Source organism: Ensifer sp. 2TAB8, from assembly GCF_052115125.1.
In the GTDB taxonomy this organism is placed as follows: Bacteria; Pseudomonadota; Alphaproteobacteria; order Rhizobiales; family Rhizobiaceae; genus Ensifer.
On record NZ_JBFRGB010000004.1, the window covers coordinates 161,153 to 184,729 of the forward strand.

The window sequence follows — 23,577 nt, forward strand, 5'->3', positions numbered from 1 at the left end:
AGTTTCAGGCGTCGCCGATCGTTTCGGCGAAATGGCAGGCGGTCATGCCCGATCCGACCGGGCGGAGCGCCGGCTTCTCGCGGCGGCAAAGCTCGGTCGCGTGCGGGCAGCGCACGTGGAAAGGGCAGCCGGGCGGGATGGCAAGAGGGCTCGGCAGTTCGCCGACAAGTGCCGGAGCGCGACGCCTGGCGCCTGGGTCAAGCGACGGCGCGGCAGCCAGCAACCCCTTGGAATAGGGATGCATCGGCTTTGAAAACAGCGCCTCCGACGGGCCGATTTCGACGATGGCGCCGAGATAGATGACGGCGACCCGGTGCGAGACATGGCGCACGAGCCTGAGATCGTGCGCCACGAACAGCACCGTCAGGCCTAGCTCGTCCTGAAGCTCGATCAGCAGGTTGACGACCTGCGCCTGCACCGAAACGTCGAGCGCGGAAACGAGTTCGTCGGCGACCAGACAAGTCGGCTCCAGCGACAGCGCCCGCGCAATGCCGATGCGCTGGCGCTGGCCACCCGAGAATTCGTGCGGATACTTGTCGGCGGCGCCTTCGGGCAACCGCACCAGCTCCAGCAGCTCGTCGACCCTTCGGTCGATCGCCGCGCCCTCGCGCATGCGATGCACCGTAATCGCCTCCCGCAAGGTGTCACGCACGGTCATGCGGGGATTGAGCGAGGTGTAGGGATCCTGAAACATCATTTGGACGCGCCGGTTATAGGCGCGTCGCCTCGCTCCCTTGAGGCCGACGACGCTCTCGCCCTTAAACAGAATATCGCCTGATGTCGGCCGGTGCAGGCCGGCGATCAGGCGCGCGAGTGTCGACTTGCCGCAGCCGGATTCGCCGACGATCCCGAGCGTCTCGCCGGGCATCACATCGAGATCGATGCCGTTGACCGCCGAGACGACCTGCTGCGGGCGCCGGGCGAGCGTGTCGGACAACGAACGCCGTTTCTCGAACTGGATCGACAGCGCACGCAGCGAGAGCAGGGGCGGTGCACTTATCTGGGCAGGAATGGTGGTCATTGCGCCGCCCTCCGCGGTCCGAAATGCGCATGGGCATCGTCAAGATGATGGCAGGCAACCAGCCGCGACGAACCGCTTGCTGCGAGCGCGGGCCGAATGTCAGGACATTCGCGACCAGCGACCGGACAGCGGGCGCTGAAGGCGCAGCCAGGCGGCAGCACGTTCAGTGCCGGCGGCGCACCGGGAATGGAATAGAGCGGTGTTCGTGGCGCAACGTCACGCGGGATCGAGCGCAGCAACCCGAGAGAATAGGGGTGACGCGCATCGGCGATCACATCGGCAGTCGTGCCGATTTCGCAAAGCCTGCCGCCATACATGACGGCGACACGGTCGCAGGTCTCGGCAACGACACCCATGTCGTGGGTGACGAGGATGACCGCCATGCCGAGATCGCGGCTCAGCGATTGGATGAGCCTGAGGATCTGGTCCTGGATGGTGACATCAAGCGCCGTCGTCGGCTCGTCCGCCAAAAGCAGTTTCGGATTGGAGGCGAGCGCGATGGCGATCATCACCCGCTGACGCATGCCGCCTGAGAACTCGTGCGGGAAATCATCGAGACGATTGCGCGCACCGGGAATGCCGACGAGATCGAGCAGTTCGATCGCCCGCGCCTTTCGCGCCCTGGCGTCGAGGTCCGTATGCGCCACGAGGTTTTCCGAAATCTGCAGGCCGACGGTGAGCAGCGGATTGAGCGACGACATCGGCTCCTGGAAGATCATCGCGATTTCGCGGCCGCGAATGCGCCGCAGACGCGTCTCGTTCAGCGGTACGAGATCCTGGCCGTTCCAGAGGATTTCGCCGGCGACACGGCCGCGCGGCCGGATGATGCCGAGGATCGAGCGCAGCGTGATGCTCTTGCCCGAGCCGGATTCACCAACAAGCCCGAGGATTTCCCCCTGCCCCACCTGGAACGAGACGTCGTCGACGGCGACCAGTGGGCGGTCATGCGGGCCGAACTCGGTGCGAAGGTGCCTGACGTCGAGCACGACAGCTTTTTCTGTGCTTTTCATCTCAGCGCCCCTTTGGTCGAAGCAGGTCGGCAAGGGCGTCGCCGACGAGGCTGAAGCCGAGCCCGGTCAGAACGATGGCGATGCCCGGCATCAGGCTCATCCACCAGGCCGTCATCAGGAAGTTGCGGCCCTCGGCGATCAGGACACCCCATTCTGCTGCCGGCGGCTGCGCGCCGAGGCCGAGATAGCCGAGCGACGAGCCGAGCAGGATGGCGAGCGCCATGTCGGTCATCCAGTAGACGAGGATCGGCGAGATCGCGTTTGGCAGAAGATGGCGGAAGATGATGCGGCGATCGGAATAGCCGAGCACCCTGCCGGCGGCAGCATAGTCGTTGGCCTTCTGCGCCATGATTTCGGCCCGGGTCAACCGGGCGTAATAGACCCAGTTCACCGCGGTGATCGCCACATACATGTTGACGAGGCCGGGACCGAGGACGGCGACGATCGCGATCACCAGGACCAGGAACGGAAAGGTGATGATCGCATCGACGCAGCGGCCGAAGATCACGTCGGCAATGCCGCCGTAGTAGCCGACAAAGGCGCCGACGGTGAGCCCGATCAGGAGCGCGAAGATCGTTGCGAAGAAGGCCATCTGCATATCGACCCGATAGGCCCAGATGACGCGCGAGAGCACGTCGCGGCCGAAATTGTCGGTACCGAAGGGATGCGCAAGGCTCGGCCCCTGCTGGATCGCCTGCAGATCGAAGGCGAGCGGATCGTAGGGCGCAAAGACCTGGGGGAACAGCGCGAATGCGAGGGACAGGCCGAGAATGGCGATGCCGACGACGAAGGACGGGCGGGTGAAGGCGCGCGCCAGAAATGCGGTCAGCCGTCCCCGCGTCCGCGGATGGGTTTGGGTCAGGACCGTCATGATTGGCGAAGCCTCGGATCGAGCCAGGATTGCACGACGTCCGTCAGCAGGAAGACGACGGAGACGAGCACGGCGAAGGTGAGCGTCAGGCCCTGGATCAGCGGATAGTCGCGGGCAAAGATCGCCTCCAGCATCAGCCGGCCGACGCCGGGAATGGCAAAGACCGTCTCGGTCACCAGCGTGCCGCTCATCAGGTTGCCGATCGACAAGCCGAGCAGCGTCACGGTCGAGACGAGCGCATTGCGCAGCACGTGCCGTGTCATGATGATCCTCGGCGAAAGACCCTTGGCCCGCGCGAACTGCACGTAGTCGGCGTCGAGCACCTCGATCAGCGAGGCCCTGAGATTGCGAAGGATGATCGCCGACGTATAGAGCGCGACGCTGAGTGCCGGCAGGATCAGATGGTAGAGATTGGCAAGAAAGGTCTTGCCGTAGCCACCGACCGGAAACCAGCGCAGTTGCGCCGCCAACACCGTCAGCAGTAGGAGCCCGATATAGAAGACGGGCATGGAAAGGCCGACCTGAAAGACGCCGCGGATGGCGACATCGACCGGGCTGTTGACGCGTGAAGCCGCGAGAAACGCCAGCGGTCCCGCGAGAAAGACCGCGAGCACGACCGAATAGAGCGCCAGGAAGATCGTCGTYGGCAAGCGGCTGAGAATGACCTCGGTCACCGGCGCTTTCAGCATGATCGAGCGGCCCAGATCGCCGGTCAGTGTGTTCTTGACGAAGACGAGGAACTGCACCGGCAACGGCTCATCGAGACCGAGATTGTGCCGGATCTGTTCGAGCTGGGCATCGGTCGCCTTGGCCTCGGCCATGGCGATCGCCGGGTCGCCCGGCAAAAGGCGCACGAGCAGGAAGATGAAGACCATCACCAACAGGAACGTCGGGATGATCTGCAGCAGCCGTGCCACGAGATAGGAAAGTGAGGGCATGGTTCCAACCTTCAACGGAAAACCGGGCGGCTTGCCGCCCGGCTCTCTCTGATCGTTCCGCTATCAGTCGGCGCGCCAGGCTTGCGAGAAGTCGTTGGCGCCGAGCGGCGTCTGGACGTAGCCCTCGATCGACTTGGAGACAGCGACGGCGAAGGGCGTTTCGAACAGGAAGAGCAGCGGCGCTTCCGCCGCGTAGATTTCCTGCATGCGCTTGTATTCGTCCTTGCGCTTGGCCGGATCGGTCTCGACGTTGGAGGCTTCGAACAGCGTGTTGAATTCCTGGTTCTTCCAGCCCGTACCGACGGCCTGGCGCTGCTTGTAGTAGCCGAGCCAGCCGGTCACCTGCGCCGGGTCATTGACGTCGTTCGCCCAGCCGTAGGTGTGGATATCGAAATCGCCGGAGCGGTTCTTCTCGCCGCGCGTCGGGTTGTCGACCTGCTCGACCTTGAGATTGACACCGAGCGGCGCCCACATCTGCTGGAGTGCGGTAAACAGCGTCGCATCGTCAGCGCTGCCTGCAAGCGTGGTGAGCTTCACCTCGAAGCCGCCGCTAAGACCGGCTTCCGCCAGCAACTGCTTGGCCTTCTCCGGATCATAGGGATAGAGCGGCTCGGGGCCATAATGAAGCTGCGTCGCCGCAGACATCAGCGAGGTCATCGGCTTGCCGGTATCGAAGGTCACGAGCTTGATCAGCACGCTCTTGTCGGTCGCGTAGTTCAGCGCCTGGCGCACCTTGATGTCCGCAAGCGGGTTCTTCGCGCCGTCCTTCTTCGCCTCGCGCGTATTGATCGGCGCATAGACGATGCGGGTCGATGGGAAGAGCTCCATCTTCAGGTTCGGATCGGCCCCGAGTTCGCCGACGCGGGCAAAGGGAATGAACTCGGCCGCGTCGACTTCGCCGGCCTGCAGCTTGAGGATGCGGGTCGCATCATCCGGAATGACGAGGAATTCCACCCGGTCGAGATAAGGCAGCGGCTTGCCGTCTTCGCCCTGGCGCCAGTAGTTCGGGTTGCGCTCGAAGCTCATGCTCGAGCCCTGCACGTGGCTCTTCATGACGAAAGGCCCCGAAGTGATCGGACCGGCAGTGAAGAAAGCGCGCGCCTTTTCCTGGTCGGTCGCACCTGCCGCCTTTTCGAAGGCCGCCTTCGGCATGATGCCGGTATTGAAGGTTGCGAGGATCGAGATGACCGTCGGGTCGGGGTTCTTGAGCGACACGGTGATCTTGTTGCCATCGGCCGTGACCTTGTCGACAGCGCCGAGCAGCCCGGCCCAGGGACCGAGTTCGGCATTGCGCGCCCGGTCCAGCGAGAAGACGACGTCAGCGCCGGTCAGTTCCGAGCCGTCGGAAAATTTGAGGCCGCTTCGGAGCGTCAGGGTGATGGTCTTGCCGTCAGCCGAAACCTCGTGGGCCTCGGCGAGGCCTGGCACGATAGATCCGTCGGGGCCGTTGCGCAGCAGCGTTTCATAGAGGCCGTTCACCATCCAGAGGTCCGGATTGCGGTCAGCATAGACGGGATCGATGACGGTCGAGTCGTCGTAGCGCGCGAATGTCATCGCGCCGCCGCGTTCGATCGCAAATGCCGAGGTGGCCGCAAGCAGCCCCAGTGTCGTGCCGAGCAGGATAGGCAGTATACGTTTCATCTCACTCCTCCTTTTGACCGCAGCCGCTATCGATCGTGCGTCGAACACGCTTATTGGATATTGGATCCAATTTTTCTTAGTGTTTTTTGCCGCCGACGGATTGCCGCGAAGACGTTCTTGTAGTTCCCCTTTTCAAGAAGGCTGGCATTCGATCTGATCGGCTTGCCGAACCAACTTTAGTTGGACTAAAGTACATCGATAGACGTGAGTCAAGCGGAAAGAAAATCATGCCCCTGAAGATCGAAGAGGCGCCCGAAGTCCATGAAGGCGCCTCCCTCCCCGAAGCCGCGACGCCCGCCTCGCTCGGGCAGATGCTGAGAGCCCGTCGCAAGGAAATCGGCAAGACGATGAAGGACGTGGCGCGCGAAGCCGGTCTGACGGAGGGCTTCATCAGCCAGATCGAACGCGGCATCTCTACCCCGTCACTGATCTCGCTTTACAACGTCGCAAACGCGCTTGGCACCAGCGTCGATACTTTCCTGTCGCAGCCGCCGCAGCATTCGCATTCGATGGTTTCGCACGCGGGCAAGCGCACCGGCTACAATGTCGAGACCAAGGAACGCGTCTACGAACTGATCGAGCGCGGCTTTCCCGGTGCGGCACTCAACGGCTGCATCACCCATATGCCCGAAGGCTACGCCTCTGAACTGACGAGCCACGAGGGCGAGGACTTCCTTTACCTGATCGACGGCGAGATGCTCTACGAGATCGACGGCAAGGAATATCTGCTGAAATCCGGCGACACGCTGCACTTCCCGGCCTCGCTGCCGCATCGTGCCCGAAATGTCGGCGCGGGGCCGGCCCGCGAACTCTGGGTCGGCACCACCCGGATCATAAAGGAAGACTAAGCCGGCAGACTTGGCCGGAACGTGGTGGCCGAAAGATACGGGCCGCAACCAGGCGGCCCGCAAATGCAGACCTTACTGCTTGCGCGGCCATGTATCGGCGAGGCGGTAGCCGGCCGGCCACGGATCCGCCGGATCGAGCATCACCTGGTGCGTGCCGGTGATCCAGGCACGGCCGGAGATTTCCGGCACGATCGCCGGGCGTCCGCCGACGGTGGCTTCACCGACGATCCGGCAATCAAACGTCGAATCGATGATGGAATGGCCGCTGAAGCGCTGGCCGACCTTCATCACTCCACGCGCATGCAGCACCGCCATGCGCGCCGAGCAGCCGGTCCCAGTCGGCGAACGGTCGAGCTTGGCCGGCTGGATGACAACGGTGTTGCGACCGTGCAGAACACCATCCTTTTCCTCTACCGGCAGTGTCAGCTGGCAGAAGGAGATATGGTTCCATTCCGGGTTTTCCGGATGGGTGAAGCCGAGCTGCTCGTTGGCCGCGCGGGTGATCTTGATGCCGGTTTCGGCAAGTTCGCGCGCCTCGTCCGGCGTCACCGAGAAACCGAGGGCCCGTGCGTCGGTGATGACGAAGCTGTCACCACCATAGGCGGTATCGACGGTCAGCGTGCCCAGCCCCTCAACCTCGAGCTTGGCGTCGAGCTTGTCGGCAAAGGACGGAACGTTGGTGACGGTGATCCGCTCGGCCTTGCCGTTGCGGCACTGGGCAACGACGTTGACCAATCCGCCCGGCGCTTCCAGGACCATGTGCGTTTCCGGCTCCTGCATCGGTACGATGCCGCTGTCGAGCAGCACGGTCGAGACGCAGATCGAGTTGGAGCCGGACATCGGCGGCGTATCTTCGGGCTCCATAATGATGAAGCCCATGGTCGCACGCGGGTCCTTCGGCGGGACAAGCAGGTTGATGTGACGAAAGACGCCACCGCGCGGCTCGTTGAGCACGAAATTGCGAAGCGTCTGGTCTTCTGCGATGAAGCGACGCTGTTCCCAGAGCGTGTTTCCGGGCGGTGGCGCAACGCCGCCGACGATGACGTCGCCGACCTCACCCTCCGCGTGGCAGGAAACGATATGGACGACCTTGTTGCTGCGCATGCCCTTGCTCCTTCCGTGCTGGTGGACGGGCGCCACCCGAGCGCGCCGATACCCTTCGCATCGACCGCCCTCCTATATTACCGGAATGATCGCGCGACGGCGCTGAACCCGGCCAAAAGACTCATAGAAAAATTGGATCCAATATACAATATGAAATATTCAAAATCGCTGCGAGAACCCAACGCCTCTGTTGCCCGACACCAGGATTGGACATATGACCATTGACCAACAGCGCGAAAACGCTTCAGAATTCGCCGATCCGGAAGGTTTGGCCAGCAGGGTTTGAACACGATGAAACTCGATGCCGTCGACGTCAGGCAAGCCGCCTCAGCCGCCGATATCGTCTATGAGGCATTACGCAAGGCGATTATCGAAGGCGACATCGCCGAGGGCGAGAACCTGCGCCAGGACCACATCGCCCAGATGTTCAACACCAGCCGCATCCCGGTACGCGAGGCACTGTCGCGACTAGAGCAGCACGGCCTGATCACCACCGAACGCTACAAGGGCGCCGTTGTCGCCGGTCTTTCGATCGAGGAGATCGAGGAAATCTTCGATTTCCGGGCGCTCATCGAGGCCGAAGTCATCCGTCTTGCCGTGCCCAATCTCGACCGCCGCACGCTGGAGCTTGCACGCCAGCATTGCGAGGAGTTCGAACAAGAGGACAACTCCGACCGTTGGGGCGAAATCAACCGCAACTTCCACTACAGTCTCTACGAGGCAGCGCGGCGTCCTTACTACCTGCAGATCGTCCGCGCCTCGCTCGATCGCATCGACCGCTACCTCCGGGCGCAGTTGACGCTGACCTCAGGCGTCGCCCGGGCGCGTCGCGAGCACAAGGCGATCCTGGATGCCTGCATGGCGCGCGACGCCGAGCGCGCGAGTGCGCTGACGCGTGACCATATTTTGGACGCCGGCCGTTCGTTGACTATCTTCCTCAGAGAACAACGAGGCTAGCGGCGCAGGTTCGCCGCGCCCCGGGCCATCTGTCATAATAGTTTGAATTACATATCGTTTTATCTTGTTTCATTCTGGATCGATATTTGATCCTTCACTCCCGGACTCCCGCTCAAATTGCACGGCGCGTCGACCTCTCCTCGGTTGACAAGCGGAGCGGAAGCCTGAAAAGTGAAGCCCCTATCGAGACCGGCAGCGTTGGGAGGACTTGATGTCTGTGCGCGCGTTTTTCGGCCTTTCCACCCTCTTCTTGTCGATTTTGACCGCCGGCATCCCCGCCGTTGCCCAGGAGAGTGGACGGCAGATCGAGATCACCAAGGACGGCGACTATTTCGGTTTCGACCTCCGGACCGAACAGAACGTCTCGCTCGACGAATGCCAGCAGACATGCATCGCGGATCAGGCCTGCCGCGCCTTCACCTACAATCCCAAGGTGAAGTGGTGCTTCCTCAAGTCCGACTATAACCAGCTCAACACCTTCCCCGGTGCCATCGCCGGAAAGGTCGTGCAGCCGCAGGCCACACAAGCCGACATCGGGGCGCCGCCGCGCCTGAAATTCCTGTCGGATCAGATCCTGCAGGATGCCCGCAACACCAAGGCCAATCTGGCGCTGGCCGACGACCAGCAGGGCATGGGCGTCAATACGCTCATCGACATGGCGCGCGGCCAGGCCGGCATGGGCAATATCGAAAATGCGCTGAAGGCCTTCCAGGGCGCGCTGGCGATCACGCCCGATGACGCCGAGCTTTGGCTGGAGGCGGCGCGCACGGCAAACCGCATCACCAACAATTCGGCCGTGTCGATGCAAGCCGCGATCGCGGCGATCAACGGCTATGAACTGACCCGCACGACCGAAAGCCGGGCGCATGCGCTTGCCGTCATGGCGAAATCGCTCGAAGGCGCCGAAAACTTCCGCGCCGCCTTGAACGCCTACAAGGCGAGCCTGGAACTGGTGAAGGCGAAATCGGTCGAGGCGGCCTATCTCGATCTCAAGCAGCGCAAGGGCTTCCGCGTCGTCGAACATACGATTGATTCCGATGCTGCAACGCCGCGCGCCTGCGTGCAGTTCTCCGAGCAGCTTTTAAAGAGCGGCGCCGATTATGCCTCCTTCGTCACCGTCAATGGTGCCGCTCCGAAGGCGCTGGAAGCCAAGGGCGACCAGATCTGCATCGAAGGCCTTTCGCATGGCGAACGCTACAAGCTGACCCTTCGCACCGGCCTGCCCTCCACTGTCGACGAAGTGCTTGAGGCGCCGGTGACACTCGACATCTATGTCGCGGACCGCGCCCAGATGGTGCGCTTCACCGGTGACAGCTTCGTGCTGCCTTCGACCGCACGCCGCGGCATCCCGATCGTTTCGGTCAACACCGACAGCGCCAAGCTGAAACTCTACCGCGTCGGCGACCGCAGCATCGCCCAGGTGCTGCAGAGCTCGCAGTTCCTGAACCAGCTCGACGGCTACAGCGCGCAGCGCATCGAAGACGAAATCGGCGAACTCGTCTGGCAGGGCTCGATCGACATCGAGCGTGACGTCAACAAGGAGGTCGTTACCAGCTTCCCGGTCGACGAAGCGTTGCCTCAACGCAAGCCCGGCGTCTATGTCCTGACCGCCGCACCGACCACCGGCGTCAGCCAGGAATGGGACGCCCGCGCGACGCAGTGGTTCGTCGTTTCCGATATCGGCATCTCCACCTATGCCGGCACCGACGGGCTGAACGTCTTCGTACGCTCACTGGCCACGGCCGAGCCTATCGAAGGTGTGGAACTGCAGCTCGTCGCCAAAAACAACGAGATCCTCGGCACGGCGGTGAGCGATGGCGATGGCCGCGTCACCTTCACGGCGGGCCTGATCCGCGGCACGGCCGGCCTGACGCCTGCGGTGATCACCGCCAAGAAGGGTGAAGACGACTACGTCTTCCTCGACATGAGCCGCGCCGGTTTCGACCTTTCCGACCGCGGCGTCACGGGCCGCGCGGCTCCCGGCGCCATCGACATTCTCGCCTGGACCGAGCGGGGAATCTACCGCGCCGGCGAGACGGTGCATGCAGCAGCGCTTGCCCGCGACGTCGACGGGATGGCGATCGAGAACCTGCCGCTGACCTTCGTCTTCCTCCGGCCGGATGGTGTCGAATACCGCCGCATGACCAGCGCCGGTGGCAAGCTCGGCGGCCATACGCTTGACCTCAATACCCAGGCAAACGCCATGCGCGGCACCTGGACGATGCAGATATTCACCGATCCGAAGTCGCCTGCGATCGGCGAGAAGCAGTTCCTCGTCGATGACTTCGTGGCGGATCGCACCGAATTCGACCTCACCAGCGACGCCAAGGAAATCGCCGTCGGCGAAACAGCAAGCGTGGCTGTCGACGGGCGCTATCTCTATGGCGCGCYGGCTGCCGGCCTGGAACTTGAAGGCGAAGTGACGATCAAGCCGACGCGCGAAAGCGCTGCCTTCAAGGGTTACTCCTTCGGTCTCGCCGATGAAGAGGCGAGCGAGGACACGCGCCTGCCGCTCGAGGAACTTTCGCCACTCGACGAGGAAGGCAAATCCAGCTTCGACGTCCTGCTCGACGAAGTGCCCTCGACCACGCAATTGCTCGACGCAACCGTGACCGTGCGCATGCGCGAAGCTGGCGGCCGCGCCGTTGAGCGTTCGCTGAAACTGCCGGTGCGCGCCGAAGGCCCGATGCTCGGCATCAAGCCGGAATTCGAAGGTGAACTCGCCGAGAACTCGGTCGGCAAGTTCCGCGTCATCGCGGTGGATCCGGACGGCAGCAAAACCGCAATGCCCGGTCTCTTGTGGAAGCTGATCAGCGTCGAGCGCAATTATCACTGGTATCGCGACGGCAGCGCCTGGAAGTACGAACCCGTCGTCACCACCAAGCAGGTGGCAAACGGCAGCGTCGACCTGACAGAAGACGGCGGCGAGATTACCGTGCCCGTCGGTTGGGGGCGCTATCGCCTGGAAGTCGAGACGGCTTCGGTCGATGGCCCGACCTCGAGCGTCGAGTTCGACGCCGGCTGGTATGTCGCCGCAACTTCGACGGAAACCCCTGACGGCCTGGAAATCGCGCTCGACAAGGAGAAGTATGCGGTCGGCGACACCGCCAAGCTCAAGGTCTCGCCGCGCTTTGCCGGCGAACTGCTGGTGACCGTCGGCACCGAGAACCTGATCACGACGCAGACGGCTTCGATCGCCGCGGAAGGCGGCGAGGTCGACCTGCCGGTCACCGACGCCTGGGGCGCCGGTGCCTATGTCACGGCCACGCTCTATCGGCCGGGCGATGCGCAGGAAAGCCGCATGCCGATGCGCGCCATCGGCATCAAATGGCTCTCCGTTGATCCGGCCGAGCGCAAGCTCGCCGTCACGCTCGACGCGCCGGAAAAAATGGAACCGCGCAAGGCTCTCGACATCAGCCTTCAGGTCGCCGGTGCCGGCGCCGATGAGGAAGCCTATGTGACCATCGCTGCCGTCGACGTCGGCATCCTCAACCTCACCCGGTACGAGCCACCAAATCCGGAGGCCTGGTACTTCGGCCAGCGGCAGCTCGGCCTCGAAATCCGCGACCTCTACGGCCGCCTGATCGACGGCTCGCTTGGCGCCACCGGAAAGCTGCGTACCGGCGGCGACGGCGGCCAGGTCGCGCTCCAGGGCAGCCCGCCCACGGAAAAGCTGGTCGCCTTCTTCGAAGGACCGGTGCAGCTTGACGGCGACGGCAAGGCCACCGTCAGCTTCGACATCCCGCAATTCAACGGCACGGCACGGCTGATGGCCGTTGCCTGGACGAAATCCGGTGTCGGCCACGCCACCCGCGACGTGGTGATCCGCGATCCGGTTGTCGTCACCGCCAGCCTGCCGCGGTTCCTGGCGCCAGGAGATCGGTCCGAGCTGAGGCTCGACATCGCCAACACCGACGCACCGGCCGGCAACTACCAGATCCAGGTGACGACCAGCGGCCCGGCAACCGTGGAGCAGCCGGGAACGGGCAACACGGTAACTCTGGAACAGGGCGGCCGCTCCTCCATCACCCTGCCGGTGGTCGGACAGTATCCTGGCAACGGCGTCGTCACCGTGGCGCTGACCGGTGCCAACGGCCTTTCTCTCGAACAGTCGCTCGATCTGCTTGTGCGTCCGGCAACCCTGCCGGTGACACAGCGGCAGGTGGTCGCGATCGCACCGGGAAGCAGCCTGACGATCGACGGGCAGTTGCTCGCCGACAGCATCCTGCAGGGCGCTTCGGTCAATCTCAGCGTTACCCGTTCCGCCGCCTTCGACATGCCGGCGCTGCTGATGACGCTCGATCGCTACCCCTATGGCTGCACGGAGCAGACGACCAGCCGCGCGTTGCCGCTGCTCTACCTCAGTGAACTCGCCAAGCAGTCCGGCCTTGCTGATGACGAAGGCGTGACGAAACGGGTGCAGGAGGCGATCTACCGCGTGCTCTCCAACCAGTCGTCGTCAGGCAGCTTCGGCCTCTGGGGTCCGGGCTACGGCGACCTCTGGCTCGACGCCTATGTCACCGACTTCCTGACCCGCGCCCGCGAGCAGAAATACGACGTGCCCGAGGCCGCCATGGTTCAGGCCCTCGAAAATCTGCAGAACGGCGTCAGCTACGACACGAATGTCAAGGATCGCGGCAACGAGATTGCCTATTCGCTCTACGTGCTCGCCCGCAATCGGAAGGCCGCGATCAACGATCTGCGCTACTACGCCAACACGCTGATCAACGACTTCCCGACGCCGCTCGCCAAGGCGCACATCGCCGCGGCGCTCGCGCTCTACGGTGACGCTCAAGGCTCGCAGGATACGTTTGCCAATGCGGCGAACATGTCGACGGGCCTCGTCAATGTCAGCCTGTCGCGCTCCGACTACGGCTCGTCACTGCGTGACGGCGCGGCGGTGCTCGCGCTCGCGGCCGAAAGCCGACCGGTCCCGCCGATCGTTCCGGAACTATCGAAAATGGTCGCCCGCGAATGGGAACAGAAGACCTATACCAGCACCCAGGAACAGGCCTGGATGCTGCTTGCGGCCCGGGCCATCCAGAACGGCGACGAGGACATGGCGCTCGAAGTCAACGGCGCATCGAAGACAGGCAGCTATGCCGCCCAAATGACCGGCGACGCGCTGACCACCCATCCGGTCGTGATCCGCAACCAGGGAGCTGATCCGGTCTCGGCCGTCGTCACCACGGTCGCGGCTCCCGCCCAGCCGCTTTCGGCCGGCGGTGACGGCTTCACCATCGAGCGCACCTACTACACGCTCGATGGCGCCGAGGCGAACGTCATGGAAGCGCGGCAGAACGAGCGCTACGTCGTCGTCTTGAAGATGACGGAGGCCAACGACTGGCCCTCGCGCGTGCTGGTCACCGACCTGTTGCCGGCCGGCTTCCAGATCGACAATCCGAGCCTCGTCGACAGCGCCCAGCTCAGCAATTTCGAGTGGCTCGGCGAAATCACCGCGACCCACACGGAGTTCCGCAACGACCGCTTCGTCGCAGCACTCGACCGCAGCACCGGGGCCGGCCGCGAGGTCACGCTTGCCTATGTGGTGCGCGCAGTGACTCCCGGTGTCTACGATCATCCGGCCGCAACGGTCGAGGATATGTACCGGCCGCAGCTTTCGGCCCGCACCGCGACCGGACGCATGGAGGTGTTGGCCGCGCAATAGGCTGGATCATGTCGATTGGGCGCAAACTGCTGATCGCCTTGCCCGTCTGCTTGCTTCTGACGGGGCTGACGGGCTTTGCGATCGAAAAGGCCGACGAGGCCTTCCCGCCTCCGCTTGCGGAGGCGGGCGTCGTCTCACGGGAGGTGGACGACGCCGATGGGCAGTTGCTGCGCGCCTTCGCGACACCCGACGGCCTCTGGCGGCTGAAGACGACGGTCGACGATGTCGATCCGCAGTTTTTGAAGATGCTGATCGCCTACGAGGACCAACGTTTCGAGGAGCATTCCGGCGTCGATTTCCTGGCGCTCGGCCGCGCCGCGCTGCAATTCGTCAGCAACGGCCGGATCGTCTCGGGCGCCTCGACGCTCTCCATGCAGGTCGCGCGGCTGATCGAACCGCGGCAGAAGCGTTCGATCACGGCCAAGCTGCTGCAGATTGCCCGTGCGATCCAGATCGAGCGACGGCTATCCAAGGACCAGATCCTCAATCTCTATCTCACTCATGCCCCCTATGGCGGCAATATCGAGGGCGTACGTGGAGCAAGCCTTTCCTGGCTCGGCAAGGAGCCGAAGCGGTTGACCGCTGGCGAAGCAGCCCTGCTCGTCGCGCTGCCGCAACTGCCGGAAAAGCGCCGCCCGGACCGCAACCACGCGGCCGCCGTCGCCGCCCGCGAACGGGTGCTCACTCGCTTGGCGGTTGCAGATGTGATCGGAGACGGTGAAGCGGAGCGCGCGATCGCCACCTCCGTCCCCTCGCGACGGCTGCAGCTTCCCGCCTATGCCGCCCATCTCGCCGAGCGGGCGTTGCGCAAGGATCCGCAGGCGGTTCGGCACCAGACAACCCTACGCCTTGCCATTCAGCGCAACCTCGAAGCCGTGGCAAGGGATGGCGCTACCAAGCTGGGACCGAAGGTTTCGGTCGCCATGGTGATGGCCGATGCGAAGACCGGAGAGATCGTCGCTTCGGTCGGATCGGCCGACTATTTCGATGCGAGCCGCTCCGGCTGGATCGACATGACCCGGATCACGCGCTCGCCGGGTTCGACCCTGAAACCTTTCATCTACGGCCTTGCTTTCGAAGAAGGGCTCGTCAGCCAGGAGACGATCATCGAGGATCGGCCGGCGGACTTCTTCGGCTATCGCCCACGCAATTTCGACATGAGCTATCAGGGCGATGTCAGCGTGCGCGAGGCGCTGCAATTGTCCCTAAACGTGCCGGCGATCCGCCTCCTCGACGCTGTCGGCCCCGCCGAGCTGATGATGCGCTTCCGCCGTGGCGAGGTGAAACCGGCGCTTCCCGCTGGCGAAGCGCCGGGACTTGCGATCGGTCTTGGCGGTGTCGGGCTTTCGTTGCGTGATCTTGTCCAGCTCTATGCCGCCCTCGCCAATCGCGGCTTCCCGCTGCGGCTCGGTGACGGCGTCGATGGCAAGCCCGGCCTGATCGAAGCCGAACCGCTGCTGTCTCCGGTTGCCGTCTGGAATGTCTCCGATGCGCTCTCCGGCGTGTTGCCGCCGACCGGCAGCCGTCAGCGTGGCATCGCCTACAAGACCGGCACCAGCTATGGCTACCGCGATGCCTGGTCGGTCGGCTATGACGGCCGCCATGTGCTCGGGGTCTGGGTCGGACGGCCCGACAACGGCGCGGTTCCCGGTCTCACCGGCTATGGCAGCGCCGCCCCCATTCTCTTCGAAGGCTTCGCCAAGTCAGGCTTCGGCATCACGCCACTGCCCGATGCGCCGGCCGGTGCAATCCGTATTTCGCAGGCGGAACTGCCGATCAGCCAGCGCCGTTTCTCGCTGACTGCGAGCGGTCTCGTCAATGCCTCTGCCCGCGAACCGGCGCCGCAGATCGTCTTCCCGCCCGAGGGGGCGCGCGTCGAACTCGGCATGGACCACCAGGCAATCTCGCCGCTAACACTCAAGCTCCAGGGCGGGCGAGCACCGTTCCGGTGGCTTGCCAACGGTCGGCCCTTGCCGGAACTGAGCCGTCGCCGGGTGACACAATGGCAGCCGGACGGCGTCGGCTATTCGACACTGACGGTCATCGATTCTGTCGGCCGCGCCGCCAGCGTGCGCGTGTTCATCCAGTAGCAGTGCTACGCTCACGCACCGCGTCGCCTGCCACTATCGCTTCGATCTCCTCCTCCAGCCGCGCCGCATCGAGCGGCTTGTGCAGGAGTCGATAGCCGCTTTCGGTCACCTCCTTGAGCCGCGCCGGAGATGTATCCCCGGAGAGGATCAGGGCCGGCACGTCCCGACCGAAATAGCGGCTGACGTCACGAATGGCACCGATCCCCGTCTGCCCGTCTTCGAGACGATAGTCCGTGAGGACGAGGTCGACCGGCGCCTCGTTCTGGCTTGCGGCCTTGGCGTGCTCGCGGCAGGCCGCTGCGGCCGAACGACCGGCATAGACGCGGTAGCCTAGCGTTGTCAGGAGCAATGCCGTCGCGTCCAGCGCGTCCCGCTCGTCATCAATGACGATGATGCCGCCGTTCTGCATAGCGGCAGTCGGGCCCGCGCGGTCGCTCTGCTGGACAAGGCGCGGCGCGGTCACCGGCACGATGATGGAAAAGGTCGAGCCGCGGCCTTCCTTCGAGACCACTTTGACCCGATGTCCGAGCAGTGCCGCGGTCCGCTCTACGATCGCAAGCCCCAGACCGAGCCCTTGTGTCCGGTCGCGCGCCGGGTTCGCGAGCTGGACGAACTCCTCGAAGACTGCCTCCTGCTCAGCATTAGGGATTCCAACCCCCGTGTCCCAGACCTGGATTTCCACCTCGGCGCCACGGCGCCTGCAACCGAGCAGGACCGTGCCGGTCTGTGTGTAGCGAAAGGCATTGGAAATCAGATTGTCGAGAATCCGCTTCAGCATCATCGGATCGGTATCGACCCAGATGTCCGTCGTCATGACACGCCAGTCGAGCCCCTGCCCGCCGGCAATGCCAGCATATTCCGCCTTGAGATCGGAGAACAGTCGCCGCAACGCGACCGGCTCGCGCGCCACGGTCACGACACCGGCATCAAGCTTGGAAATATCCAGCAGGGCGTCCAGCAGACCGCTCAGATTGCCGATTACCGACCGCGCACGCTCGGCGAGCTCACGGGCACTTCTTGCCGGCACGTCGCCATTGCGACCCAGCGCGCCAAGCGTCGAGATGAAAAGGCCGAGCGCGTGGATCGGCTGGCGCAGATCGTGGCTGGCAGCGGCCAGAAAGCGCGATTTGGCGCGATCCGCACTTTGCGCCCTGTCGCGCTGTTCCTGCAGGCTGCCGATCAGCGACAGGTTTTCGAACCGGAGCCTTGCCGTTTCGGCGAGCGTCCGGTGGGTGACGCGGCTGTAATAGAGGTCGACCCCGAACAGACAGGTGGTGAAGATCAGATAAGTATCATAGAGCGGCCCCTCGCCCAGGAAGCAGCGGATCGCGAATGGCAGCAGGATCGCTACCAGCGAACCGGCATAGGCCAGCGGAAAGGCCGACAGCGACGGCACCGCACYGCTGGCAATGCCCGTGATCACGATGCAGATGAAGGCAAGCGTCTGCGGCTCGTTCGGATGGAAGGCAAACCAGCCAAGCGCGCCCCAGAGGCCGCTCGAAATCCACGAAAGCAGCGTGAAGCGCCAGGCCCACCGGCGCCAGTCCCGGCTCCGCGCCTCAGGTTTCTGCCGCCGGTAGCGCCAATCGAGAAGGATGCGGGCGATGGTCAGCAGGTAAAGTGCTGCGACCCAGGAAAGCAGGAGCTGCTCGGACAACAGATCGCGCAGGACATAGGCAACCGGCAGTGGAATTGCAAAATTGGCAAAAAGCACCGCGTAAGATTGACGAAATAATAAGTCTATCAGGAGAGGTTGCAGCTGCTCGCGAGTCTCCATTGCCGCTCTTCTCCCCGTGTTGCTCGGTATCCGCTGAGAAATGCCCGAATTCGATGAAGGATTGCTTACATGCGCAAGCTACTGACGGTCGTGGTGGCCGATGATCACGCTATCGTCCGCGAAGGCCTGAAGCTGCTGCTCTCCACCATGGATCATGTATCGGTGGTTGCGGAGGCTGCCGACGGCGAGGCGCTGGCGAGCATCGTTCGCGCCGGTAGCACCGACCTGGTGATCCTCGATCTCGGCATGCCGGGCGTCGCTGGCGTACAGTTCATCAGCGAACTCAGGGCCATCGCCCCACGCATGAAGATCCTGGTACTGACCGCCAACATCGAGCCGCGAACCGTGCGTGCCACGATCGCAGCCGGTGCCAGCGGCTACCTGACGAAGAGCGGGGATCCGGCGGAATTGACTGACGCGCTTGATGCCATGCTGCGGAGCGAAATCTATCTCAGCCAGTCCGTGCGCTTTGCTGTCGACGATCCGCGCAGCCACCAGCCGCCTCCGGTGACCGACGTGGCCCTTTCGCCCATACCCCTCACCCGGCGCGAGATGCAGATCCTGTCGCTCGCCGCACAAGGGCTGACGTCCCGTGAAACCGCCGATCGCTTGGGCATCAGCCCGCTGACGGCGCGCAAACACCGCGAAAACCTGATGCGCAAGCTCAGCCTGCACAACGCGGCGGAGATCGCGGCCTATGCGGTGCGCATCGGCCTGCCGATCGGCTGATGTCCTCATTTCCTCTCCTTAGCCCGCGACGGTCACAGTCCCTTAACCACCACATCATAGGTGCCGCTGCCGCGACGCCGAAATACGGCACCTGCCGTATATCGCCCCGGCACAACCAGGCGTAGTTCTCCCGCCACATCGCGCCACGAAAACCGTGGCCCGGCGAAACGACACCGGCCCCGCGAGGGCCGGCCATATCGGGAGGAACCGCCATGCCTTCGGTGGAGCATTGGATTTCGTTCGCGCTGGCAACGGCGGTCTTCGCTTTCATGCCTGGCCCCGCCATCCTCTACATGACGGCGCAAACATTGGCGCATGGTCGAAAAGCCGGCCTTCTTGCGGCACTTGGCATCCATCTCGGCTGTTACGTTCATATCGCCGCCGCGGCTCTTGGCCTCGCCGCACTGCTTCACCACGCGCCGGTTCTCTATGCGGCGATCAAGCTTGCAGGCGCCGCCTATCTCGTCTGGCTCGGCGCGACCATGTTGCTTGGACTTGGCAAGCACTCCGCCCATACGGACGCGGTCAAATCGGGGGTACTGCGCGACAGCATCGTGGTCGAGATCCTCAACCCCAAGACGGCGCTGTTCTTCGTGACCTTCCTGCCGCAATTCGTCGATCCCGCGGCCTCGATTTCGGTATCGGCGCAGTTCCTGATGTTCGGCCTGCTGGTGAACCTTGCCTTGTCGGTGGCGGACGTCGCAGCGGTGTTCCTCGCTTCGTTCACGCTTGGGCGCTTCGCTGACGGCGCCGGCCGTCTGGTGCCGCGCGCCTGCGGCTCGATCCTCATCGGCCTCGGCCTGATGCTCGCGAGCCAACCCATCTGATCGCCCGAAGACGGCCCGTGCCCACGTCACGAGCTTGGTGTATCCTCAAACACGCTGAAGTCGAGGGGCGCACCATGCTGAATGCAACCGAGATCGCCAAGGCCACTGAAAGCCTGCATCAAGCAGAGCACGATCGAAAGCAGATCGGACTTCTATCGCTCAAGCACCCTGAGATGACCGTCGAGGACGCCTATGCGATCCAGGCGGCCTGGGTCCGGCGCAAGCGCGAGGATGGCCACCGCATCATCGGCTGGAAGATCGGGCTTACCTCCAACGCCATGCAGCAGGCGCTCGGCATCGACACGCCGGATTCCGGCGTGCTCTTCGACAATATGCTGTTCGACGACGGTGCAACCATACCCGCCGAACGCTTCATCCAGCCACGCGTCGAAGCCGAGATCGCCTTTATCATGAAAACCGGGCTCAAGGGCCCGCGCGTCAACATCGTCCAGGTGCTGAACGCTACCGACTATGTGATGCCGGCGCTGGAAATTCTCGACAGCCGCATCGTCCGCACGGATCCGAAGACAAAGAAGGCGCGCACCCTCGTCGATGCGATATCCGACAACGCCGCCAATGGCGGTCTCATCCTGGGCGGGCGTGCTGTGCGTCCCGATACGGTCGACATGCGCTGGATGGGCGCGATCGTTTCACGCAATGCGGTGATCGAGGAGACGGGGCTGGCCGCCGGCGTGCTCAACCATCCCGCTCGCGGCATCGCCTGGCTTGCCAACCGGCTGGCGCAGTGCGGCGACGCAATCGAACCTGGTCAGATCGTACTTTCGGGCTCCTTTATCCGCACCCTCGAAGCCAGGAGCGGCGACACGATCGTCGCCGACTTCGGCGCCTACGGCTCGGTGAGCTGCCACTTCGCATGAACGTGGACGATGACGGGCGCGGCACGCCCGTCACGCTGTTTCACTGCACCAGGATGGCGCGGAAATCGTTCACATTGGTGCCGGTCGGCCCCGGCTTGAAGAGATCGCCGAGCGCATCGAACGCCGACCAGCTGTCGTTCTTCTGCAAGAGTGCTGCCGCATCGATGCGTTGTGCGACCAGCCTTGCGATCGTCGTGTCATCGGCAAAGGCGCCGGCATTGTCTTCCGACCCATCGATGCCGTCGGTATCGGCGGCGAGCGCCGAGACGCCCTTGGCACCGTCGATCCCGAGCGCCAGCGCCAGCAGGAACTCGCTGTTGCGACCGCCCTTGCCCTTGCCGCGGATGGTGACGGTCGTCTCTCCGCCGGAGAGAACGACAACCGGCTTGGTGAACGGCCGGCCGCGGCCGGCAACCTCCCGGGCGATTGCCGCGTGGACACGACCGACGTCGCGCGCCTCGCCCTCGATCGCATCGGAAAGAATGATCGCCTCGATGCCGGCCGCCTGCGCCTGTGCGGCAGCAGCCTCCAACGAAACGGACGCGGACGCGATGAGCCGGACTTCGTTTCGGGCAAAACGCGGATCATCAGGCAACGGCGCAGCGCTTTCCGGGTTCTTGAGCCAGGCCATGACTGTCGCAGGCAGTTGCAGGTCGTAACGTTCGACGAGCGTCAAGGCGTCTTCGCGATTGCTGACATCCGGCAACGTAGGCCCGGAAGCGACCAGCGCCGGGTCATCGCCCGGAATATCGGAAACGATCAGCGAGACCACCTTGGCCGGATAGGCGGCGGCGGCGAGCCTGCCGCCCTTGATCAGCGAGACGTGCTTGCGCACCGCATTCATGGCGCTGATCGGCGCGCCAGAGGCAAGCAGTGCCCGATTGACAGCAATCTCGTCCTCCAGCGTCAGGCCGGATGGCGGTGCAGGCAACAATGCCGAACCACCGCCACAGACGAGCGCGACGACGAGGTCGTCCTCCGTCAGTCCGCTGACCTCGGCCAGCAGTCGCTTAGCGGCCTGCAGACCGTTTTCATCCGGGAGCGGATGCGATGCCTCGAGGACCTCGATTTTCTTGCACGGAGCAGCGTAGCCATAGCGGGTGACGACCACGCCCGAGAGCGGACCATCCCAATGACGCTCGAACGCGGCCGCCATCTGGGCTGCGCCCTTACCGGCGCCGACGACGACCGTGCGCCCCTTTGGCCGCTCGGGCAGATTTGCAGCGATCACCCGTTCCGGGTCGGCGGCGACAACGGCCGAGGTGAACAATGTCTCCAGGAAGCTGCGTGGGTCGGTGATGGCTGGCATTGGTCTCCCCCTAGAGCACTAGCGCAATATCTGACGGAAAACCGCTTCGCACTTTTCCTGGATTGCTTGAAGGTCTCGGGCGGCGGTTCCTCCAACCGCCGCCCGGGCACATGACCGGCCCGGCGCAATGGGTTGCCGGACGAGTCATGCGCATTTTTACTCTTACAAAAGGATCAGGCGACCTGGTGGTTCGCCATGCGCTCGAGTGCGCGGACAAGGCCGGAGTGGTCGAGGCCGCTGTCGCCATTGGCGGCGCAGTTGTTGAAGAGCTCCTGCGTTGCTGCGGTGTTCGGCAGCGAAATGCCGAGCGACTTCGCACCCTGGAGAGCCAGGTTCAGGTCCTTCTGGTGCAGCGAGATGCGGAACCCCGGGTCGAAGGTGCGCTTGATCATGCGTTCACCGTGAACCTCGAGAATACGCGAGGAGGCAAAGCCGCCCATCAGTGCCTCGCGGACGCGTGCCGGGTCTGCACCGGCCTTCGACGCGAAGACGAGCGCTTCCGATACAGCCTCGATCGTCAGCGCGACGATGATCTGGTTGGCAACCTTGGTGACCTGGCCGTCGCCGCAATCGCCGACGAGCGTGATGTTCTTGCCCATCAACTGGAGGAGCGGCAGGGCGCGGTCGAAGCTTTCCTGGGACCCGCCCGCCATGATCGACAGTGAGGCGTTCTTGGCGCCGACTTCGCCGCCGGAGACCGGGGCGTCGATATATTCGGCGCCGGTCTCGCGTACCTTCTTGGCGAACTCCTTCGTCTCGATCGGCGAGATCGAGCTCATGTCGATGACGAGCTTGCCCTTCGAAAGACCGTAGGCAACGCCGTTTTCGCCGAAGAGGACGTCCTTGACCTCAGGGGTGTCCGGCAACATCAGGATAATCGTGTCGACGGTTTCGGCCAGCGCCTTCGGCGAGTCGACGAACTTGAGGCCGTTGTCGAGCAGTTCCTGGCGTGGGGGAATGACGAACTTCGAGGTGACGATGGTGTGGCCGGCATCCTGCAGGTGGCGCGCCATCGGCGTGCCCATGATACCCAGTCCAATGAAACCGATTGTTGCCATGGTGCTTAGCTCCTGATCTTGATGATGTCTGCGGATTGGGTGCGCTGGCGCTCGGTGCCGAGCCAGCCAAGGCCATCGGCCGTCGTGGTGCGCGGCTTGTATTCGCAGCCGATCCACCCGTCGTAGCCGGCCTCTTCCAGTGCGTCGAAGACGAACGGATAGTTGATCTCGCCGGTGCCGGGCTCGTTGCGGCCGGGGTTGTCGGCAAGCTGGACGTGGGCGATGCAGTTGGCATAACGCTTGTAGGTGCCGACCAGTTCACCCTCGGTGCGCTGCTGGTGGTAAAGATCGTACTGGATAAAGAGGTTGTCGCTGCCGACTTCCTCGATGATCGAAGCAGCCTGGCCAACAGTGTTGAGGTAGAAGCCCGGAATGTCGAAGCGGTTGATCGGCTCGATCAGCAGGCGAATGCCGTGCTTGCCGAGTTCGCTGGCTGCGAGCTTGAGGTTGGCGACCAGCGTCTTGCGCAGGATGCTGTCGGAGACACCATCAGGCGCGATGCCGACGAGGCAGTTGACTTGGCGGCAATCGAGCGCAGTCGCATAATCGATCGCGCTCGCTACGCCCTTGCGGAATTCGTCGACCCGGTCCGGCAGAATGGCGATGCCGCGTTCGCCGCGTGCCCAATCACCGGCCGGCAGGTTGTGCAGAACCTGGGTGAGGCCGTGGCGCTGAAGTTCGGCGCGCAGGCTCACCTTCTCGAATTCGTAGGGAAACAGATATTCCACGCCGTCGAAGCCGGCCTTGGCAGCAAGGGCGAAACGGTCGAGGAACGGCACCTCGTTGAACAACATTGTCAGGTTCGCAGCGAACTTCGCCATGCGATGCTTCCTCCTTGTGTTTGTCTTTGG

The 23,577-nt window shown here is 63.8% G+C and carries 17 protein-coding genes; 7 read left to right on the forward strand and 10 right to left on the reverse strand.

What is annotated here, in order from left to right:
* Window positions 1–4: 4 nt before the first annotated feature.
* From AB4Z53_RS10325 to AB4Z53_RS10345, 5 genes are all read right to left on the reverse strand, one after another.
* A complete protein-coding gene (locus AB4Z53_RS10325) occupies window positions 5–1,021 on the reverse strand; it encodes an ABC transporter ATP-binding protein (protein WP_441595737.1) in 1,017 nt (338 codons plus the stop codon).
* Window positions 1,018–2,031 carry an ABC transporter ATP-binding protein gene (locus AB4Z53_RS10330; protein WP_441595738.1) on the reverse strand — a complete coding sequence of 338 codons (1,014 nt, stop codon included), beginning with the start codon at window positions 2,029–2,031 and terminating at the stop codon, window positions 1,018–1,020. The genes AB4Z53_RS10325 and AB4Z53_RS10330 overlap by 4 nt, the downstream gene beginning before the upstream one ends.
* Window position 2,032: 1 nt before the next feature.
* Window positions 2,033–2,902: an ABC transporter permease gene (locus AB4Z53_RS10335; protein ID WP_113535213.1), complete on the reverse strand. Its 870-nt coding sequence runs from the start codon at window positions 2,900–2,902 to the stop codon at window positions 2,033–2,035.
* A complete protein-coding gene (locus tag AB4Z53_RS10340) occupies window positions 2,899–3,840 on the reverse strand; it encodes an ABC transporter permease (RefSeq protein ID WP_113535214.1) in 942 nt (313 codons plus the stop codon). Before AB4Z53_RS10340 ends, AB4Z53_RS10335 begins: the two co-directional genes overlap by 4 nt.
* Before the next feature lie 63 nt (window positions 3,841–3,903).
* Window positions 3,904–5,481: an ABC transporter substrate-binding protein gene (locus AB4Z53_RS10345; protein WP_441595739.1), complete on the reverse strand. Its 1,578-nt coding sequence runs from the start codon at window positions 5,479–5,481 to the stop codon at window positions 3,904–3,906.
* Between the two features lie 227 nt (window positions 5,482–5,708).
* Here AB4Z53_RS10345 and AB4Z53_RS10350 point away from each other — a divergent pair, with 227 nt between their 5' ends.
* Window positions 5,709–6,329, forward strand: coding sequence for a cupin domain-containing protein (locus AB4Z53_RS10350; protein WP_113535216.1), 621 nt, complete (start codon window positions 5,709–5,711; stop codon window positions 6,327–6,329).
* A 72-nt stretch (window positions 6,330–6,401) separates the two neighbouring features.
* Here the strand turns inward: AB4Z53_RS10350 and AB4Z53_RS10355 are convergent, their stop codons facing one another.
* Window positions 6,402–7,433: a trans-3-hydroxy-L-proline dehydratase gene (locus tag AB4Z53_RS10355; protein WP_223728689.1), complete on the reverse strand. Its 1,032-nt coding sequence runs from the start codon at window positions 7,431–7,433 to the stop codon at window positions 6,402–6,404.
* Window positions 7,434–7,724: 291 nt separating this feature from the next.
* Between AB4Z53_RS10355 and AB4Z53_RS10360 the strand changes: the two genes are divergently transcribed.
* The 3 genes from AB4Z53_RS10360 to pbpC all read left to right on the forward strand — a co-directional run bounded on the left by AB4Z53_RS10360 (window position 7,725) and on the right by pbpC (window position 16,148).
* Window positions 7,725–8,390, forward strand: coding sequence for a GntR family transcriptional regulator (locus tag AB4Z53_RS10360; RefSeq protein ID WP_113535218.1), 666 nt, complete (start codon window positions 7,725–7,727; stop codon window positions 8,388–8,390).
* Between the two features lie 211 nt (window positions 8,391–8,601).
* Window positions 8,602–14,058: an MG2 domain-containing protein gene (locus AB4Z53_RS10365; RefSeq protein ID WP_441595740.1), complete on the forward strand. Its 5,457-nt coding sequence runs from the start codon at window positions 8,602–8,604 to the stop codon at window positions 14,056–14,058.
* A gap of 8 nt (window positions 14,059–14,066) precedes the next feature.
* Window positions 14,067–16,148, forward strand: coding sequence for a penicillin-binding protein 1C (gene pbpC / locus AB4Z53_RS10370; protein WP_441595741.1), 2,082 nt, complete (start codon window positions 14,067–14,069; stop codon window positions 16,146–16,148).
* Here pbpC and AB4Z53_RS10375 read toward each other — a convergent pair.
* Window positions 16,138–17,925 (reverse strand): hybrid sensor histidine kinase/response regulator, encoded by a 1,788-nt coding sequence (locus AB4Z53_RS10375; RefSeq protein ID WP_441595742.1) that lies wholly within the window; start codon window positions 17,923–17,925, stop codon window positions 16,138–16,140. The two genes, pbpC and AB4Z53_RS10375, sit on opposite strands and share 11 nt — an antisense overlap.
* A 69-nt stretch (window positions 17,926–17,994) precedes the next feature.
* Between AB4Z53_RS10375 and AB4Z53_RS10380 the strand changes: the two genes are divergently transcribed.
* The 3 genes from AB4Z53_RS10380 (at window position 17,995) to hpaH (ending at window position 20,359) form a co-directional block, all read left to right on the forward strand.
* The gene (locus AB4Z53_RS10380) at window positions 17,995–18,654 is read left to right on the forward strand and encodes a response regulator (protein ID WP_291151330.1); all 660 of its coding nucleotides are present in this window, start codon (window positions 17,995–17,997) and stop codon (window positions 18,652–18,654) included.
* Window positions 18,655–18,866: 212 nt separating this feature from the next.
* A complete protein-coding gene (locus tag AB4Z53_RS10385) occupies window positions 18,867–19,481 on the forward strand; it encodes a LysE family translocator (RefSeq protein ID WP_441595743.1) in 615 nt (204 codons plus the stop codon).
* Between the two features lie 74 nt (window positions 19,482–19,555).
* Window positions 19,556–20,359: a 2-oxo-hept-4-ene-1,7-dioate hydratase gene (gene hpaH / locus AB4Z53_RS10390; RefSeq protein ID WP_291151324.1), complete on the forward strand. Its 804-nt coding sequence runs from the start codon at window positions 19,556–19,558 to the stop codon at window positions 20,357–20,359.
* A 40-nt stretch (window positions 20,360–20,399) separates the two neighbouring features.
* On the opposite strand, the gene AB4Z53_RS10395 is transcribed toward hpaH, so the two are convergent.
* From AB4Z53_RS10395 to hyi, 3 genes are all read right to left on the reverse strand, one after another.
* Window positions 20,400–21,668 (reverse strand): glycerate kinase type-2 family protein, encoded by a 1,269-nt coding sequence (locus AB4Z53_RS10395; RefSeq protein WP_441595744.1) that lies wholly within the window; start codon window positions 21,666–21,668, stop codon window positions 20,400–20,402.
* A 173-nt stretch (window positions 21,669–21,841) separates the two neighbouring features.
* Window positions 21,842–22,726 carry a 2-hydroxy-3-oxopropionate reductase gene (locus AB4Z53_RS10400; RefSeq protein WP_113535225.1) on the reverse strand — a complete coding sequence of 295 codons (885 nt, stop codon included), beginning with the start codon at window positions 22,724–22,726 and terminating at the stop codon, window positions 21,842–21,844.
* A 5-nt stretch (window positions 22,727–22,731) separates the two neighbouring features.
* Complete coding sequence (gene hyi, locus AB4Z53_RS10405) at window positions 22,732–23,547, reverse strand: hydroxypyruvate isomerase (RefSeq protein ID WP_441595745.1); 816 nt, start codon at window positions 23,545–23,547, stop codon at window positions 22,732–22,734.
* Window positions 23,548–23,577: the final 30 nt, after the last annotated feature.